The sequence below is a fragment of the Nocardia brasiliensis genome (assembly GCF_042691675.1).
Lineage (GTDB): Bacteria > Actinomycetota > Actinomycetes > Mycobacteriales > Mycobacteriaceae > Nocardia > Nocardia brasiliensis_D.
Window position 1 is genome coordinate 2,698,424 of the sequence record NZ_CP170507.1, and the last position, 16,393, is coordinate 2,714,816.

The window sequence follows — 16,393 nt, forward strand, 5'->3', positions numbered from 1 at the left end:
CGAGTGCCTTCAGTACAGCCGTACCGGAGTCAACCACCCGTGCTGAGTTTCACGTGCGTTACGTGCGGTACGTTCCTAGTGTCCGTCTTCACACCACCGCGGTGAATTCGCCAGCGTACCGAAAGTTCCAATGTCCGCAACCGACCACAATCCGTCCGGAGCAAACCGACATATGCCCACCACCGTCACCTCGCCGCAGGTAGCCGTCAACGACATCGGCTCCGCCGAGGATTTCCTCGCCGCCATCGACGCCACGATCAAGTACTTCAACGACGGCGACATCGTCGAAGGAACCATCGTCAAGGTCGACCGCGACGAGGTCCTGCTCGACATCGGTTATAAGACCGAAGGCGTCATCCCTTCCCGCGAACTCTCCATCAAGCACGATGTCGACCCCAATGAGGTCGTTTCCGTGGGCGATGAGGTCGAGGCCCTCGTTCTCACCAAGGAGGACAAGGAAGGCCGCCTGATCCTGTCGAAGAAGCGGGCGCAGTACGAGCGCGCGTGGGGCACGATCGAGGAGCTCAAGGAGAAGGACGAGGCCGTCAAGGGCACCGTCATCGAGGTCGTCAAGGGCGGCCTGATCCTCGACATCGGTCTCCGCGGCTTCCTGCCCGCCTCGCTCGTCGAGATGCGCCGGGTTCGCGACCTCCAGCCGTACGTCGGCAAGGAGATCGAGGCCAAGATCATCGAGCTGGACAAGAACCGCAACAACGTGGTCCTGTCCCGCCGCGCCTGGCTCGAGCAGACCCAGTCCGAGGTCCGCAGCGAGTTCCTGCACCAGCTGCAGAAGGGCCAGGTCCGCAAGGGTGTGGTCTCCTCGATCGTCAACTTCGGTGCCTTCGTGGACCTGGGCGGCGTCGACGGCCTGGTGCACGTCTCCGAGCTGTCCTGGAAGCACATCGACCACCCGTCCGAGGTTGTCGAGGTCGGCACCGAGGTCACCGTCGAGGTTCTCGACGTCGACTTGGACCGCGAGCGGGTTTCGCTGTCGCTCAAGGCGACTCAGGAAGACCCGTGGCGTCAGTTCGCCCGGACCCACGCGATCGGCCAGATCGTGCCCGGAAAGGTCACCAAGCTGGTCCCGTTCGGTGCGTTCGTGCGCGTCGAAGAGGGCATCGAGGGCCTGGTGCACATCTCCGAGCTGGCCGAGCGCCACGTGGAGGTCCCGGACCAGGTTGTCGCGGTCGGCGACGACGCGATGGTCAAGGTCATCGACATCGACCTGGAGCGTCGCCGGATCTCGCTGAGCCTCAAGCAGGCCAACGAGGACTACCACGCCGAGTTCGACCCGTCGAAGTACGGCATGGCCGACAGCTACGACGACCAGGGCAACTACATCTTCCCCGAGGGCTTCGATCCCGACACCAACGAGTGGCTCGAGGGCTTCGACAAGCAGCGCGAAGAGTGGGAAGGCCGCTACGCCGAGGCGGAGCGTCGCCACAAGATGCACACCGCTCAGATGGAGAAGATGGCGGCCGACGCCGCGGCCGAGGCCGCGAACGGTGGCGGCGGCTCGAACTACTCCTCCGAGAGTGGCGCGCAGGCTGCTTCGTCCTCCTCCACCAGCTCGTCCGAGTCGGCCGGCGGTTCGCTGGCCAGCGACGCGCAGCTGGCGGCACTGCGGGAGAAGCTCTCCGGCAACGCCTGATAGGTACACGTGACGAAGGCCCCGGTCCGGAATGGACCGGGGCCTTCGCCCATTTCGGACTCGGTTGCCGCACAGCGGCCACCGCTTCGCCCGCGCCGGAGATGGCTCCCGGTATCCTGAGCAATGATGTCCGATGCCGCGGTAGAGCTTCCGTCGACTTCCTGGGAGCGCAGGAAGATCGAGGCGATGAGCCGCATTCAGCGGGTCGCGCTGGATCTCTTCGACGCGCACGGGTACCGGAATGTGACGATCGAGCGGGTCGCCGCCGCGGCGGGGGTATCGCCGAGCTCGGTCTACCGATACTTCGGGACCAAGGAGATGCTCGTCCTGCACGACGAGGCGGATCCGAAGGTCCTCGACGCCATCCGCACCGCGGGCGGGGCCGCCACTGTCGAACCCCTCGATCTGATCGCCGTCGCGCGGATGCTCGTCCCGCTGTTGATCGATTCACTGCTGAACGAGGAGTCGGAACGCCGGATCCGGCAACGACTGCAATACATGGCGGCAATCCCCGAGATCAAGGTCGGCCAGACCAAGCAGATGCGCGATCTCGAGGATCAGTTCCGGACGCTGTTCGCCGACCGAACCGGCTTCGACCCCAACGATCTTCGAGTGCGGATGGCCGCGGCGACCGCGGTCTGGGGCTGCGTGGCAGCCCTCGACCATTGGGCCGGAAAGGATTTCGCCGGACCACTGAAGGACGTCTACACCCAGGCCATCGGCTCGATCATCGACCAGATCGAAGTCATGTTCCGATAGTCACCCGGTCCACGCGCGCCCCCCGCTTCGGCAGCCACCAATTCCACCGACCGAACAACCGCATGAACGCGGGCACCAGCACCAACCGCACCAGAACGGCGTCGATCGCGATGGCGACGGCCAGGGCGAACCCGATCTGCTGGAGCTCCAACACATCCGCGGTCACGAAGCTGGCGAAGACGGCAACCATGATGGCGGCCGCCGCGGTGATCGGCCGGGCCGTGCGCTGTAATCCGTCGGCGACGGCCGCCGCGTTGTCGTGGTTGGCATCCCAGTGTTCCTTCATGCGGCGGATGAGGAACACCTCGTAATCCATTGACAGGCCGAACAACACCGCGAACACCAGCATCGGCAGATAGATCTGCAAGAACCCGCTGCTGTGGAAGCCGAGTGCGGATTCGCCGATGCCGTGCTGGAAGACCGCGACGGTAATGCCAAGTGCCGCACCGGTGGCCAGCAGATTCAGCACGATCGCCTTGACCGCCAGCACGATGCTGCGGAACGCGACGACGAGGAAGGCGAGCGAGACGGCCAGCACCAGCGCGATCACCCAGGGGAACCGGTCGGTAATCCGTTGGGACACATCGACGAACAACGCCGTCGTGCCGCCGATCCGCACCTCGGCGTCGCCGAGCGACGATGCGCGGGAACGGATATCGGAAACCAGATCGGTGGCGGCGGTTGACCCGAATGACGCGTGCGGCACGACGGCCGCGAACATCCGGCCGTCCGCGTACTGCGGCAGCACGGTGGCGATCCGGGGATCGCGGGACAGTTCGGCGATGAACCGGTCGGCCTCGTCGCGGGCGGCGCTGGTCAACGGCGCCGTGTCCGAGCCGGTCGCGACCACCTCGATCGGGGCCAGCAGACCCGGGACGAAGTTCGCTTCGACCAGGGTGATCGCCTGTCCGGACGGGCGGCCGGTGAGCGAGTCGAGCCCGAGATCGACGCCGTAGCGCAGACCGGTGAGCGGGGCCGCCGCCACGACCAGCAGCGCCACCCCGACCGTGCCGAACAGCACCGGCCGCGCCATCACCGTGTGCGCCCATCGCGCCCACGCGCTCGACGCCGACACCGAGCGCACCTCCGCGGGACGCAGCCGCTCGGGTAGGGCGCCGCGATTGACCGCGGGGCCGAGCGTCGCGAGCACAGCGGGCAGCAGGGTGAAGGCCGCGGTCATGGTCGCGACCACCGCCGTGACCACCCCGACGGCGATTCCATTCAACATCGGCAGCCCCACGATGGCCAGCGAGCACAGCGAGATCATCACGATGAGGCCGGAAGCGAGGACGGTGCGGCCGGTGGTGTCCATCGCCGCACCGACGGCCTGCTGAATACCGCTGCGATCCCGGCGGTTTCGCACGCCACGCCGGGTCAGCTCCTCGTTGAAGCGGCTGACGATGAACATCGCGTAGTCGATCGCGGTGCCGGTGGCGATCATGGTCGCCACCGAGAGCACCAGCGAGTCGAACGCGAGGAAGGACGTCAGGCCGAACAGCGCGCCGATGGCGACCGCGATGCCCGCCGCGGTGACGGTGATGGGCAGCAGTGCGGCGGTCAGCGCGCCGAGCGCCAGCACCAGCAGCACCGTCGCCACCGGGATGCCAAGGGCTTCGGCGCGCTGTAGGTCCGCGGTCTCGATCTCCATCAGATCGGCTTGGATCGGTGCGTAACCGGTGAGCATGGTCTGGGTACCATCGCCAGGCGCGGTGGCGATGGCGGTCCGCAATTCCCGCACGACCCGCACGCGTTCGGAGATGTCGCCGTTGAGGCCGACGATGCCGAAGGCGGTGTGCCGGTCGGCGGATATCTGGGCCGCATTGCCGTCGAAGGGGCCGATCGCACCGGCGACGCCGGTCGTCTGCCGGGCGATGCCGATGGTCCGATCGATGGTCGCGCGGTATTCCGGCGTGTCGACGGTGTGCTGCGCCGAGTGGAAGACGATCAGGTCCTGTTCGGTGCCGAAGCGGGAGAAGTGTTCCGCGACAAGGTGTTCGACCGCGACCGAATCGGATCCCGGCACGGAGTAATCGGGAGTCCCGAGTCGGTCGTGCAGTGCGGGGTAGGCCGCGCCGCATGCCACCACGAGCAGTAGCCAGACACCGAGCACGATCTTGCGATGCTTCGCCATGGCGACGCCCCACCGCCCGGCGGCGCCCCACCCCGGTTCGGGACGGGGCGGTTGCGGCCGTTCGAGGATGGTGGATTGTGCCATCGCCCCTCCATGGGCTCGATATCTGACAGTCACTATCAGGTTACGTCGGCAAGCATACGAATACCGACGGAAAGTTAGCAAGGGACTGTCAGATATCGGTGGCACCGAGCATGACGGGCGGGCCGCAGTCAGTTGTCGGCGTGCCGCTTCTTCGAGGAGTTATGTGTGCGCCGCGACGGCTTGGTCGTCCCACGGTTCACCTCCGGCGTGCTAGCTGGCGGTTTGGGTGGGGCGACACCCTGGGCGGTCGTGAGGGCGACGACCTGGATTTGCTCGAGCCGCAGGCCGAGGCCAGCGAGCCGGGCGATCACGCCGAGGCGGTGCTCCGGCAGGCCGGGGCGAATCGGCAGGGGAGTCCGGCCGGGTCGGCGCAGCACATAACCGCGGCTGTCCGGGTCGAACTCGATCGGGGCGCCGTCCCGGATGGCCCGGTAGGCGTCCAGATCGAGATCGTTGTGCCGAATCGGATCGATCAGCAACGCATCGATCAGCCGTTCGGCATGCGCCAGCCGGATATCCCGCTCGTACGGCTCGAGGCATTCCGCCTGGCGGGCGACCCGCCACCGATAGTCGTCGGCCGCGGTACGCAGCAGGTACCGATGCCGCTCGATCTCAGCCGCCAGCTCGACCAGCCGCTCGAGGTTGTCACACATCGGGTCGCGCGGGTCGGGCATCGAAGCTGGGACGTCAGGCATTGTGCCTCCTCGGTCGAGTTGCCAATTATCTTGGGCAACAACTCGATCGACGTCCGACCTGGTTTCTATTGTGCCGTAGGGGTACGACAGGTTTCGGTACGTGCTCGTCGGGCGGGCGGTGCCGCACCGGTAGCGGTGCGGCACAGCCGGTTTCTCAGTAGCCGACGGTGAAACGTCGTTGGATATGGCGCGGCTGCTCGGCCTCGTCGACCAGGGCGACCGCGACATCCTCGGCGGAAATGTCGCCCGCGCCGTCCGCGGGAGCGAGCAGTTGATCGCCGCCGATCCGGAAGCGCCCCGTGCGCTCGCCCGGCTCGATCCGGCCCGCGGAGGGGCTGAGGTAGGTCCAGTTGCCGTTCGAGCGCGCTGACCATTGCCTGCGCTCCGACCACGAAATTTTCTTGCGTTGGCGATGGTGTCGGCGATGCCGTGCCCGGCGTTGACCGCGCTGATCACCACGTCGAGGCCGGTGATGGCGGCCGCGATGCTGTCCGCGTCGAGCCAGTCGGCCACTTTCCACCGCTCTGGTGGACCGGCTCGAGACGGCCCGCGACGCGATCCCCGCCGACGATCCGGCCGGTCGCATCGTGGCGTGGGGCGAGGGCGTGCGCGACTGGCCACTTGGTGCCCCAATCCCGGGAGCCCGCAAAGCTTTTCCGAATCGAGATGCTCGATCTGGTCCGCTCACTCGGGCTGTAGGTATGCCGAGGCAGCCTCGCCGACGACTGCCGCTGCTGTTGTCTGGATGGTTGCTAGTCGCCTGATGGCTGGGTGCGTCAGAGTCCGAGATGGCCGATGGTCGCCGCGCACATGATGCCGGTGAACAACGGCCAGAAGAGCAGTTTGGGCAGCAGGTTGTCGCGCCAGGCGATGAGCTTGCCGAACACGCCCGAGAGCAGCATCGTGGCATTGAGCGCGACCAGCAAGGTCATCAAATACAGGGTGAAGTACCAATATTCGATGTAGGCGATGCCCGCGGACCCGATTTCCTGTCGCGCCGCGTTGTCGTTGACCGCGACGACCAGCACCGTGGACACGGAGAAGGTGATGATCGCGAAAGCGGTGAAGCCGGAGATCGGTCGCCGGTCGGGGTCGGTGGTGATGACGAACAGCGACAGGAACATCAGCACCGCGAGCAGTATGACCGGGACGATCCGCCCGATCAGCGGGCCGAGCAGGCCGCGGCTGACGCCGACGTTGAAGTACAGCTCGTCGGTGTTGGCCAGGCCGGGATGGCTCAGCATGCTGTAGTCCTGGCGGTTCAGGCTGAAGACCGTGTAATCGGGGCGCCAGTCACCGAAGACGAGCCCGGGGTCCAGGCCGTTGAGCGCGTGCGCACGCCACGGCGGGAACGAGTCGAAGGCGGGCACCAGCTGGACCAGATTGGTCATGTCGACCGGGCGCATTCGCAGCCAGATGTCCTGGTGGTCCAGCGGATAGTTCTCGTAGTTGAACTGCTGGCGAATGATGGTCGAGAACGACCAGACCAGCACCTGGTTCTCGCCGAGCGGATACTCGAAGACCTTCTTGAGGCAGTGCGGGTCCTCGGCCTCGAGCAGCAGCACTCCCGGCTCGATCTCCGCCGGAAACCCCGGCGGTATGTGCTGCCAGATGTGGCCGGTGGCCTTCACGTTGTGCGCGTTGATGAATTGGAGCGAGCTCAGCAGCACGCCGGTCGACAGCCGAGGGACGACGCGATCCTGCGGTAGATGCGGCGCCACCGACTTTTCCACGTCGGCGTAATTCGAGACGGTGGTACCGATCTCCGCGATCGGCGCGTGGCTGCTCCCGGCGTGGGTCCAGGAATAGACGGTGCCGAAGGCGAACAGCAGTGACACGCCGAAGGCGCCGAGCCACAGCAGCGACTGCCACTTGTCCGCCCGGCGTGAGATCACATCTCTGATCGGCACAGGCAGGAGATTAGCTCGAGGTTAACCAGTTGTCGGTGATTCGCCTCGTCGGGCGTGCATGTCGTGCCCGGGTTGGCTGATGTGTCCGATTTCACGCCAGATGCTAATGACAATCATTATCGATAGACTACGATGCTCATATGGCTTTGCCTCGGATCGGGATATGTGCTGCCGCAACGGCATTCGTAATCCGCACCACGACATCGGAGTTCTATGAGTAACGCACTACACATTCTCACTCGCACCGATCTGGCCGACATCGACATTCCGCCCGCCGAGGTCATCGATCTGGTCGAGGACGGCTACCTGGCCTTCGCGCGCGGCGACTCCCGCTGTCCGGTGAAACTGATGATGCCGATCCCGAAGCCGGAACGCGACGCGGTGTCGTATTCGATGCTGGGTTACGACAGTTCGCTCGAGCACCTGGGATTCAAGACGTCCTACCGGCAGGGCAGCGAGAGCGCGGACAAGTACTACACGACGATCAGCCTGTACGACGACACCACCGGTCTGCCGTTCGCGTTCATGGACTGCCAGCGCGTCGGTGCCGCCCGCACCCCGGCCACCACCGCCATCATCGCGAAACACTGTGCCCGCGCGGGCGCGACGAGCGCACTCATGATCGGCACGGGCATCCAAGGGCGAAACACGTTGCCGTACTTGCTGACCGCGCTACCGGAGTTACGGCACCTGCGGTTGTTCGGAACCCACCCCGACGGCATCGCGGAAAGCATCGGCGCACTGCACCGCTGGTTTCCGGACCGGCGGATCGAGCTTGTCGACGATGTGCCGTCGGCGGTCGCCGAGTCCGACATCGTGGTGGTGGCCTCGGGCCGTGCCGCGCATCCCAAGGTACAAACCGAATGGCTGCCGAAGGGCGGGCTGCTGATCTCGGTGGCCAGCAAGGGCGTCGAGAGTGGCGCCCTGCGTGCCGCCGACTACGCGATCGCCACCAGCGCAGGACAACTCGGCGTCACCGGCAGTCGGCTGGCGGGGCCGGAGGGTCAGCCGGTCATCGACGCCGAACTGCCGGACATCGTGGCGGGGCGGGCGTTGGGACGGTCCACCGAGGACGATCGGGTGTTCGCCTTCGCCAGCGGCATGATCATCACCGACATCCCGGTCGCCCACGCACTGGCGACCCGCGCGGTGGCGGCGGGACGCGGACAGCGGGTGCAACTGTGGTCCTGAACGCCGCACTGGTCGACCTGCCCGCGCTGCCCGCGGTGGAACAGGAATGGCAGCGGCGGGTTCGCGCGGATCGGCAGCTGCTCTTCGACATCCACCATGCGGTGGGTGGCCCGTTCCACGTCGTCTATCCCGCGCAGTTCGCCGAGAATCTCCGCTCTTTCCAGAAAACGATGGCCGGACACGGCGTGCGCGGCCAGGTGTACTACGGCAAGAAGGCCAACAAGGCGGGCTGCTGGCTGCCCGCGATCGCCGACCTCGACGGTGCGGTGGATGTTGCCAGTGAGCCCGAACTGGTGCACGCGCTGGCGCACGGCATCCGCGGTCGCGACATCGGGGTGACCGGCGCGGCCAAAACCGATGCGCTACTGCGGCTTGCCGCCCGGCACGACTGCGTGGTCGCTATCGACGCGCTCGACGAACTGGACCGGATCGCCGATATCGCGCGCAGCGCGGGACGGGTGCGAATCCTGTTGCGGCGGCTGCCGCCGAACGCGCCGGACAGCCGATTCGGTTTGTCGGCAGCGGATCTCGACACCGCGATCACCCGATGCGCGCGGCTACGACCATGGGTCGAACTGCTCGGGTTCTCGTTCCACCTGGATGGTTACGCGGTCGCACCGCGCGCCGAACTCGCCTTCGAGCTGATCCGGTTGTGCGCCACGACGAAAGCGCAAGGCCTGCCGGTCGACACACTGTCGATCGGCGGCGGCTTCGCGTGCCGCTACCTGCGCGAGGACGACTGGAACGCCTTCCTCGCCCACCGGCGCGACGACTGGTTCCACGCCGGAAAACAGTTCGGCAAGTTCTATCCGTACGCACAGGACCCGACGGGCGCCGACATGCTGGACGCCATCCTCGCGACCACGTTCGAGGGCGGCACGCTGGCGAAGCACCTGCGTGACAACGATATCCAGCTCTTCATCGAACCCGGCCGCGCACTGCTCATCGATGCGGGCTTTACGGTGTTCCCGGTTCTCGGCTACAAGCACAACGCCGACTACGGCATCACCACCGTGCACGGCCTGAGCATGAGCGTGTCCGAACAATGGAAAGGCAGCGAATTCCTGCCGGATCCGATCCTGGTGCCGCGCAACCACGATCCGGCGGCCGAGCCGATCGCCACCTGCGTCGGCGGCGCGAGCTGCATGGAATACGACGTGCTCACCTGGCGCAAGGTGCCGCTGCCGCAGCGTCCCGAATACGGCGACCTACTGCTGTACCCGAACACGGCGGGGTACCAGATGGACAAGAACGAGAGCGAATTCCACCAGCTGCCACTACCCCCGAAGGTAGTCGTTACGGATGCGGAGGGCCGGTTTCGGTGGCGCTTGGACAAGTGAATACGCAGGTGAAAGCGCACACTGGGCAGCCAAGAACGGTGACCGCCCAGTTGCCGCGCCGCCGAGAGAACGTCGTCCGCTCCGCCTCCGAACTGATCGGCGCCACACCGCTGCTCGAACTCGTGCGCACCGGCGCGGGCACCCGCTTGCTGCTCAAGCTGGAGCAGTTCAACCCGACCGGCTCCGCCAAGGTGCGGATGGCGCGGGAGATGGTGCTACAGGCCGAACGCAGCGGCGACTTGCGTCCCGGCGGACACATCGTCGAACCGACCTCCGGCAATACCGGTACCGGACTCGCGCTGATGGCCCTCGAACGCGGTTACACGTTCACCGCGGTGGTGGACAACCACGCCGCCAAGGACAAGTTGCGTGCCATGAAAGCGATGGGTGCACAGCTGGTTTCGGTCGACAGCGGCACCGGCGGCGGTCCGAGCACGGTCGAGCGCCGGCGAGTCGCCGATGAGATCGCGGCCCGCACCGGCGCGTACCGACCCGACCAGCACAACAACCCGCACAACAACGCGGGCTACCGTGACCTCGCGGGCGAACTGCTCGCCGATCTCGACACCGATATCGACTACCTGGTCGGCGCTGTAGGGACCGGCGGATCGCTCTGCGGCACAGTAGAAGAACTGCGCAGGCTCGGCTCGCGAGTGCGCGCGCTAGGCGTCGAACCGGTGGGCTCGATCATCTTCGGTGGCGCGGGTGGCAGCTACTGGCAGTCCGGTGCGGGCAGCCCGGCCGGGTTCCCGGTGGGCGGCAACGTGAAATACGACGCGATCGATGAGGGCTGCCGGGTGGGCGACATCGATGCATTCGCCACCGCGCGAGTGGTCGCCCGGCGCATCGGCATCCTGGTCGGCGGAACCGGCGGTGCGGCAATCCATGTCGCGGTGCGCCGCCTGGTGCATCTGCCCGCGGGGAGCACCGTGGTCGTGCTGATCTGCGATGCGGGGGAGAAGTATCTCGACACCGTATACGACGACGACTGGTTGCACGAGCGCGGGCTGTACGACCGGGCGGCACAGCAGCGGACCGTCCGGCTGCTGCGGGCGTACGACGAATCCGTACGGCTGGCGGCCTATGGCATCGAGCGGGCGGGAGCCTAGCCCATGGCATTTCGAGACAATCGGGCCATCGTCGCGCTGGCCGCCCCGATTGCCGGTATCCAGCTCGCCCAGGTGGCGTTGACCACGGTCGATCTGGCGATGATGGGACTGCTCGGTGTCGCCTCCGTCGCGGCAGGCGGACTCGCGTTGCTGCTGTACAACCAACTGCGCACCATGTGTGTGGGCATGATCACCGGTGTCGGGAACATGATCGCCCAGGCGGTCGGCAGTAGCGAAAAACGCAGCGGCCGTGTGGATATCGATGAGCAAGCGCGCGCGGACATCCAAGGGTATGTCCGTGCCGCGGCACTTGTGGCCACGGTGACCTCGGTAGCGGGCGCGCTGATCCTGATCACGCTGGGCTATGCGCTGCGCTGGCTCGGTCAGGATCCCGATGTGCTGGCGCTGGCCCACCCGATCATGTGGACACTCGCACCCGGGCTCATCCCCATGCTGTGGCTGAATGTGTTGCGCCAGTTCGCCGTCGGGCTGCGGCGTGCGGGCTCGCTGTTGCGGGTGACGCTGTTGTCGATCGGTGTCAACGCGTTGCTGAACGCGCTGTTCCTCTTCGGCTGGTTCGGCATGCCTGAACTGGGCCTTGCCGGAATCGGCCTGTCCACCACCCTGGTTCAGGTCTGGACGTTCGGCCTGTACCTGCGCACCGTCCGGCGGGACCCCCTGCTCGGTGACCTGCTGTCCCTGCGCTTTTGGCAGGCCGACCGCGCGACGGTCACCCGGATTGTCCGGCTGGGCACCCCGATATCGCTGACCTACGGCGCGGAAGCGGCGATCACGTCCATTGCCGCGGTGCTGATGGGCAGCTTCGGGCCGGTGGCACTGGCCGCGAGCAATATCGTCAACCAACTGGCCTACATCGTGTACCAGGTCAATATCGGTCTCTCCCAGGGCTCTTCGATCCTGGTCAGTAGAACCGTCGGGCAAGGGGACGGGCCCGCGGTGGCGGGCATCGCCCGGCGAACCTTCGCGCTCGGCTTCGCGTTCATGACCGTGGTCGGCCTCGGCTACGTACTGTTTCCCGGCGCGGTCCTCGCCCCGTTCCTGAATTCGCACCATGACGACACCGCCGTCATCGCCGCGGCATCGACACTGCTGTGGTTCGCGATCGTGCAGCAGTACTGCAAGGGTTCGCAAAACCTGTCCATCGGTTTGCTGCGCGGCATCGGAAACACCAAGGCGGGGATGCAGAGCACGCTGATCGGCTACTTCGCCATCGGTGTGCCCGCCATGGCCGTGTTCGGATTCGGCTTCGGCTGGCGCGGGCCCGGCATCTGGCTCGGCCTATGCCTCGGCTTCGGCGCCACGGCGTTCCTGGTGTGGCGCAAGTTTCTGCGCGGTGCCGCCGACTTGGCCACGCCCACGCGGGAATCCGTGACCACGACGGGATGAATCGGGCAAAAGGGGTGAAACATTTGGCTACCACGCCGGAACGGCCGCCCACCGGCGTGGTCCGGATCACTGCACGGTCCGGCTAAACGATCTTTCTCTGCGGCGTCACAGCACGTCGGGTATGGTCGGCGCGGATCGCGAAATTCTGCTCGACAGCCCTGGCGGAAAGGTCGGCCGAAGAGATGTGCGCAGCAGGGCCGTTCAGCGGGCTCAATCGCAGACAATTCCTAGCGAAGGCGGCGGCGGCCGGTGCGGTGGGCGCGTTGGCTTCCTGGGCCGACCCGATCATCGAACGGGCCTACGCCGCCGACCCCGCCGGGATGGGTGGCCTGGGCGATATCGAGCACTTCGTCTTGCTGATGCAGGAAAACCGCTCCTTCGACCACTATTTCGGCACGCTGTCCGGCGTGCGCGGGTTCGACGAGGCGTCGACGGCCTGGCGGCAGTACGGCTGGACGCCGGGCGCGGGCCCGACACCCGACGGCTACCTGAATCCGTTCCGGCTCGACACCACCCGCGGCGCAACGCTCGACGGCGAATGCATCAACGATCCGGACCACAGCTGGGGCGGCATGCACCGAGCCTGGAACGGTGGCCGCAATGATCAGTGGATGCCGATGTCGATCGCCGGCGTCGGCGCGGCCAACGCACCCGCGGCGATGGGTTACTACCTGCCGGAAGACATTCCGATCCATACCGCGCTCGCGGACGCCTTCACGCTGTGCGACAACTACCACTGCTCGGTGCTCGGCCCCACCGACCCGAACCGGCTGTACTGGATCAGCGGCACCATCGACCCGGACGGCAACGCGGGCGGCCCGCTGGTGGAAACCCCCACGCTGATCCCGCAGCACGTCTACAGCTGGCGCACCTACCCGGAGAACCTATCCGAGGCCGGCGTCAGTTGGAAGGTCTACAACAACCGTGACGTCGGCCCGCTGTCCTCGGTGATCCTCGACGGCATGCTCGGCTGCTTCACCCAATCCGCCGACCCGAACTCGGAATTGGCGCGTCGCGGCAGGGCTCCGGTGTACCCCAACGACTTTCAGGCCGACGTCGCCAACGACACGCTGCCCGCCGTGTCCTGGGTTATCCCATCGCTGCTCAATTGCGAACATCCCGCGCTGCCCGCGGCGTTCGGTGCGTTCGGCATCGTCCAGCTGCTCGACATCCTCACCTCGAACCCGAAGGTGTGGGAGAAGACCGCGCTGATCATCAGCTACGACGAGAACGGCGGCTTCTTCGACCACGTCACCCCGCCGACGCCGCCGCCGGGAACCCCCGGTGAGTTCCTCACCGTGCCGCTCGACCGCGTGTCGGCGGCCAAGGGCATCGCCGGTCCGATAGGTTTGGGGTATCGCGTTCCCGCGCTGGTGATTTCGCCGTATGCCCGGGGCGGGCTCGTCGCCTCGGAAACGTTCGACCACACCTCACAGCTGCGACTGCTGGAAACCAGATTCGGTGTGGAGGTGCCGAATGTGACCGCGTGGCGTCGCGGCGTCACCGGCGATATGACCTCCACCTTCGATTTCGGCTCGGCACCGAATACCGCGAAACCGGTGCTGCCCGACCCGAAACCGAAAATGGATGCCGCGGTCGCCCAATGCGGCCCGAATATCGCATTGGGTTCGGTGACCACCGGGATTCCCTATCCGGTGCCGCCGAATGCGATGCCGACACAGCAACCCGGTACCCGGCGCAGGCCGAGTGGGTTGATTCGGGCATGAGAGTGGCCCAGCCCTGGCGGGGGCTGGGCCACTTCTCGAAGTATGGGGTCAGCTCGCGGTGGCAGGCACCCACCGGACCGAGGAGACGGCAGAGCGTTTCCGCATGGCCGCGAAGCTGTGCCGGGCCGGACTGATCAACGCGGTGAACCATGTGCGACGGTGCTCGGCTAACGCGGCTGCGACGGCGGGGATCTGGACGCAGTGAACTCCGCCCGCCATGCCCAGGCGGTGGCGAGCCGTCTGGTTGTTTCTGGTGCCCAATGGTGTTCCTTTGCTTGCTGGTGCTGGCGCCTGGATCGCCACGGCGAAGATTAGTCGAACGAAACGGCCCCGCAGAGTATTTTGCGCAAGTAATTGCCCCGGCGTGTCGAAAAGTTGTGGCTAGTCGAGCGGGTCCGGCCGTAATTGTTGCGAATTGGTCTCGGGCTCGTCACGGATCGGGCAATTGCGGCGGCGGGAGGTGGAAAGTGCGGCCCCGATGGGTAATCGAGCCGATTGTGTCCCGCACTCCGTACCCGGACCCACCCGCGCCCATCGAACGGCCCCGGTGCGCCACCGGGCGGCGGACGGGCCGCAAGGCGCGGGATGCGAGACTGGTCGAATGTTGCGGATCGGCCTCACCGGAGGCATGGGAGCGGGCAAGTCGACGGTGGCGCGGATTCTCGCCGATCTCGGTGCGGTGATCATCGATTCCGACTTGATCGCGCGGGAGGTCGTCGCCCCGGGAACCGAAGGCCTCGCGGCACTGGTCGACGCGTTCGGCCCGGAGATCCTGGCCGCCGACGGCAGCCTGGATCGCCCCGCGTTGGCCGCCAAGGCATTCGCGGACGACGAATCGCGCGCGACATTGAATTCGATAACGCATCCGCTGGTCGGTAAACGCACCGCCGAACTCATTTCCGCGGCCCCGCAGGATGCCATTGTCGTGCAGGACATTCCATTGCTGGTGGAAAATGGTCTCGCGCCATTGATGAACCTGGTTCTTGTCGTCGATGTCGACGCCGAAACTCGGGTCCGTCGACTGGTGGAATTCCGCGGCGTCACCGAATCCGACGCGCGTGCGCGTATCGCGGCGCAGGCCACCGACGAGCAGCGGCGCGCGGTGGCGGATGTATTACTCGACAACAGCGGGACGCCGGAAAAGGTCGAAGAGGCGGTGCGCGAGCTGTGGCACGCGCGGCTGGTGCCATTCGAGCACAACCTGCGCACTGGCACCCCCGCGCGTCGGAAAGAGATACGGCTGGTGCCGCCGAATCCGGAATGGACTGCCCAGGCGCAGCGACTCATTGCCCGCCTTTGGGTGGCGTGCGGGTCTTCGGCGGTGCGGATCGACCATATCGGGTCCACCTCGGTACCGGAGCTTCCCGCCAAGGACGTGATCGATCTGCAGATCACGGTCGCCGACCTCGCGGCGGCCGATGAATTGCGGGAGGCGTTGGGGGCGGCAGGTTTTCCGGTCCGGCCGGAGAACACGCAGGATGAACCAAGGCCGACGCCGGAGGATCCGTCGGGAACCGATCTCACGTTGTGGGGCAAGCGTTTTCACCAGAATGCCGATCCTGGTCGCCTCGCCAATGTGCACGTGCGTGCCGATGGGTCGCCGGGGCAGCAGTACGCGCTGTTGTTCCGCGATTGGCTGCGCGCCGACGCCACCGCCCGCGCGGAATATTTCGAGGTGAAGCGCGAGGGTGAGGCGAAAGCAGCCAGCTTGTCCGGTCCGGCAGCGACGGTTGCTTATCTGGAGGTCAAGGAACCTTGGTTCGCGGCCGCATACCCCCGCATGCTGGCCTGGCGAGATCGCTAGCGCGCACCGGCACTGCTGATCGGCAGAGCGGTGCGGCGTCCAGTAGGCGGAGCGGGTCAGATCCAGGTCAGGGTGATGCCCAACGGTTCGAGCCAGCGTTCGAGGCGGTAGCCATTGGCGGCGATACCGTCGATCGTCCTGGTCGCGTGTTCGATGGCCGACTGGGCCTCGGCCGCCGTGAGGAGTCCGGCGGCGTGGGCGGCGAGGAGTTCGTCGACGTCGAGCAGTTCGGTGTCGCGGCCGGAACGCACGACAATATCCAGGTAGTGGTCCACCGACTTCCACCGCTGCGGGCCGACCTGGTTGAACTCGCCGAGGTCGAGGTAGAAGTCCTGGTCGCGTTGGTGCTCGGGGTGGTAGTGGAAGACGGTCGCGCGCAGCGCCAGGCCGGGCAGCAGCCACGATTCGATGTAGTGGAACTGCTCATGGTCGGAGGTGCGCGCCATGTACAGGCCCCATGGCTCCACGTGGTACCGCTCGACCGGCCGCACGAATCCCTTCGGATCCGTGTTGGTCAGGGCCGCGAGGTCGAAGTACTCGACCTTGGGTCGATGTACGTCAACGGAAGGTGCCTGCGTCATGCAT

13 protein-coding genes are annotated in these 16,393 nt (G+C 66.3%); 8 read left to right on the top strand and 5 right to left on the bottom strand.

Features of this window, described 5'->3' with window-relative positions:
• Positions 1–172 precede the first annotated feature (172 nt).
• Together rpsA and ACFK0J_RS12645 are read left to right on the top strand one after the other, a co-directional pair.
• Positions 173–1,651, top strand: coding sequence for a 30S ribosomal protein S1 (rpsA, locus tag ACFK0J_RS12640; RefSeq protein WP_218476087.1), 1,479 nt, complete (start codon positions 173–175; stop codon positions 1,649–1,651).
• Positions 1,652–1,774: 123 nt separating this feature from the next.
• Complete coding sequence (locus tag ACFK0J_RS12645; RefSeq protein ID WP_378739627.1) at positions 1,775–2,410, top strand: TetR/AcrR family transcriptional regulator; 636 nt, start codon at positions 1,775–1,777, stop codon at positions 2,408–2,410.
• Here the strand turns inward: ACFK0J_RS12645 and ACFK0J_RS12650 are convergent.
• The 4 genes from ACFK0J_RS12650 to ACFK0J_RS12665 all read right to left on the bottom strand — a co-directional run bounded on the left by ACFK0J_RS12650 (position 2,397) and on the right by ACFK0J_RS12665 (position 7,230).
• Entirely contained in the window at positions 2,397–4,625 is a 2,229-nt protein-coding gene (locus ACFK0J_RS12650) for an MMPL family transporter (protein WP_378739629.1), read from the bottom strand. The two genes, ACFK0J_RS12645 and ACFK0J_RS12650, sit on opposite strands and share 14 nt — an antisense overlap.
• A gap of 128 nt (positions 4,626–4,753) precedes the next feature.
• Complete coding sequence (locus tag ACFK0J_RS12655) at positions 4,754–5,320, bottom strand: hypothetical protein (protein ID WP_378739631.1); 567 nt, start codon at positions 5,318–5,320, stop codon at positions 4,754–4,756.
• Between the two features lie 154 nt (positions 5,321–5,474).
• Positions 5,475–5,840 carry an NAD(P)-dependent oxidoreductase gene (locus ACFK0J_RS12660; RefSeq protein WP_378739633.1) on the bottom strand — a complete coding sequence of 122 codons (366 nt, stop codon included), beginning with the start codon at positions 5,838–5,840 and terminating at the stop codon, positions 5,475–5,477.
• Between the two features lie 256 nt (positions 5,841–6,096).
• Complete coding sequence (locus tag ACFK0J_RS12665) at positions 6,097–7,230, bottom strand: hypothetical protein (protein WP_378739635.1); 1,134 nt, start codon at positions 7,228–7,230, stop codon at positions 6,097–6,099.
• A 213-nt stretch (positions 7,231–7,443) separates the two neighbouring features.
• On the opposite strand from ACFK0J_RS12665, the gene ACFK0J_RS12670 reads away from it, so the two are divergent.
• The 6 genes from ACFK0J_RS12670 to coaE all read left to right on the top strand — a co-directional run bounded on the left by ACFK0J_RS12670 (position 7,444) and on the right by coaE (position 15,808).
• Positions 7,444–8,421, top strand: coding sequence for an ornithine cyclodeaminase (locus tag ACFK0J_RS12670; protein WP_378739637.1), 978 nt, complete (start codon positions 7,444–7,446; stop codon positions 8,419–8,421).
• Positions 8,412–9,761 (top strand): alanine racemase, encoded by a 1,350-nt coding sequence (locus ACFK0J_RS12675; protein WP_378739640.1) that lies wholly within the window; start codon positions 8,412–8,414, stop codon positions 9,759–9,761. Before ACFK0J_RS12670 ends, ACFK0J_RS12675 begins: the two co-directional genes overlap by 10 nt.
• 38 nt (positions 9,762–9,799) lie before the next feature.
• Positions 9,800–10,870: a PLP-dependent cysteine synthase family protein gene (locus tag ACFK0J_RS12680; protein WP_378739642.1), complete on the top strand. Its 1,071-nt coding sequence runs from the start codon at positions 9,800–9,802 to the stop codon at positions 10,868–10,870.
• Between the two features lie 3 nt (positions 10,871–10,873).
• On the top strand, positions 10,874–12,277 hold the full coding sequence (locus ACFK0J_RS12685; RefSeq protein WP_378739644.1) for an MATE family efflux transporter: 1,404 nt from the start codon (positions 10,874–10,876) through the stop codon (positions 12,275–12,277).
• Between the two features lie 182 nt (positions 12,278–12,459).
• Positions 12,460–14,004 (top strand): phospholipase C, encoded by a 1,545-nt coding sequence (locus ACFK0J_RS12690; RefSeq protein WP_378739646.1) that lies wholly within the window; start codon positions 12,460–12,462, stop codon positions 14,002–14,004.
• A 601-nt stretch (positions 14,005–14,605) separates the two neighbouring features.
• Positions 14,606–15,808: a dephospho-CoA kinase gene (gene coaE, locus ACFK0J_RS12695; protein WP_378739649.1), complete on the top strand. Its 1,203-nt coding sequence runs from the start codon at positions 14,606–14,608 to the stop codon at positions 15,806–15,808.
• 56 nt (positions 15,809–15,864) lie between these two features.
• Here coaE and ACFK0J_RS12700 read toward each other — a convergent pair whose 3' ends face one another.
• Positions 15,865–16,389: a DUF402 domain-containing protein gene (locus ACFK0J_RS12700; protein ID WP_378739651.1), complete on the bottom strand. Its 525-nt coding sequence runs from the start codon at positions 16,387–16,389 to the stop codon at positions 15,865–15,867.
• Positions 16,390–16,393 lie beyond the last annotated feature (4 nt).

What these genes read in the sequence shown, in the direction of transcription:
- rpsA (WP_218476087.1), top strand. Translation starts at nt 173, where the DNA reads ATGCCCACCACCGTCACCTCGCCGCAGGTAGCCGTCAACGACATCGGC.
- coaE (WP_378739649.1), top strand. Translation starts at nt 14,606, where the DNA reads ATGTTGCGGATCGGCCTCACCGGAGGCATGGGAGCGGGCAAGTCGACG.
- ACFK0J_RS12690 (WP_378739646.1), top strand. Translation starts at nt 12,460, where the DNA reads ATGTGCGCAGCAGGGCCGTTCAGCGGGCTCAATCGCAGACAATTCCTA.
- ACFK0J_RS12650 (WP_378739629.1), bottom strand. Translation starts at nt 4,625, where the DNA reads ATGGCACAATCCACCATCCTCGAACGGCCGCAACCGCCCCGTCCCGAA.
- ACFK0J_RS12700 (WP_378739651.1), bottom strand. Translation starts at nt 16,389, where the DNA reads ATGACGCAGGCACCTTCCGTTGACGTACATCGACCCAAGGTCGAGTAC.
- ACFK0J_RS12685 (WP_378739644.1), top strand. Translation starts at nt 10,874, where the DNA reads ATGGCATTTCGAGACAATCGGGCCATCGTCGCGCTGGCCGCCCCGATT.
- ACFK0J_RS12670 (WP_378739637.1), top strand. Translation starts at nt 7,444, where the DNA reads ATGAGTAACGCACTACACATTCTCACTCGCACCGATCTGGCCGACATC.
- ACFK0J_RS12645 (WP_378739627.1), top strand. Translation starts at nt 1,775, where the DNA reads ATGATGTCCGATGCCGCGGTAGAGCTTCCGTCGACTTCCTGGGAGCGC.
- ACFK0J_RS12655 (WP_378739631.1), bottom strand. Translation starts at nt 5,320, where the DNA reads ATGCCTGACGTCCCAGCTTCGATGCCCGACCCGCGCGACCCGATGTGT.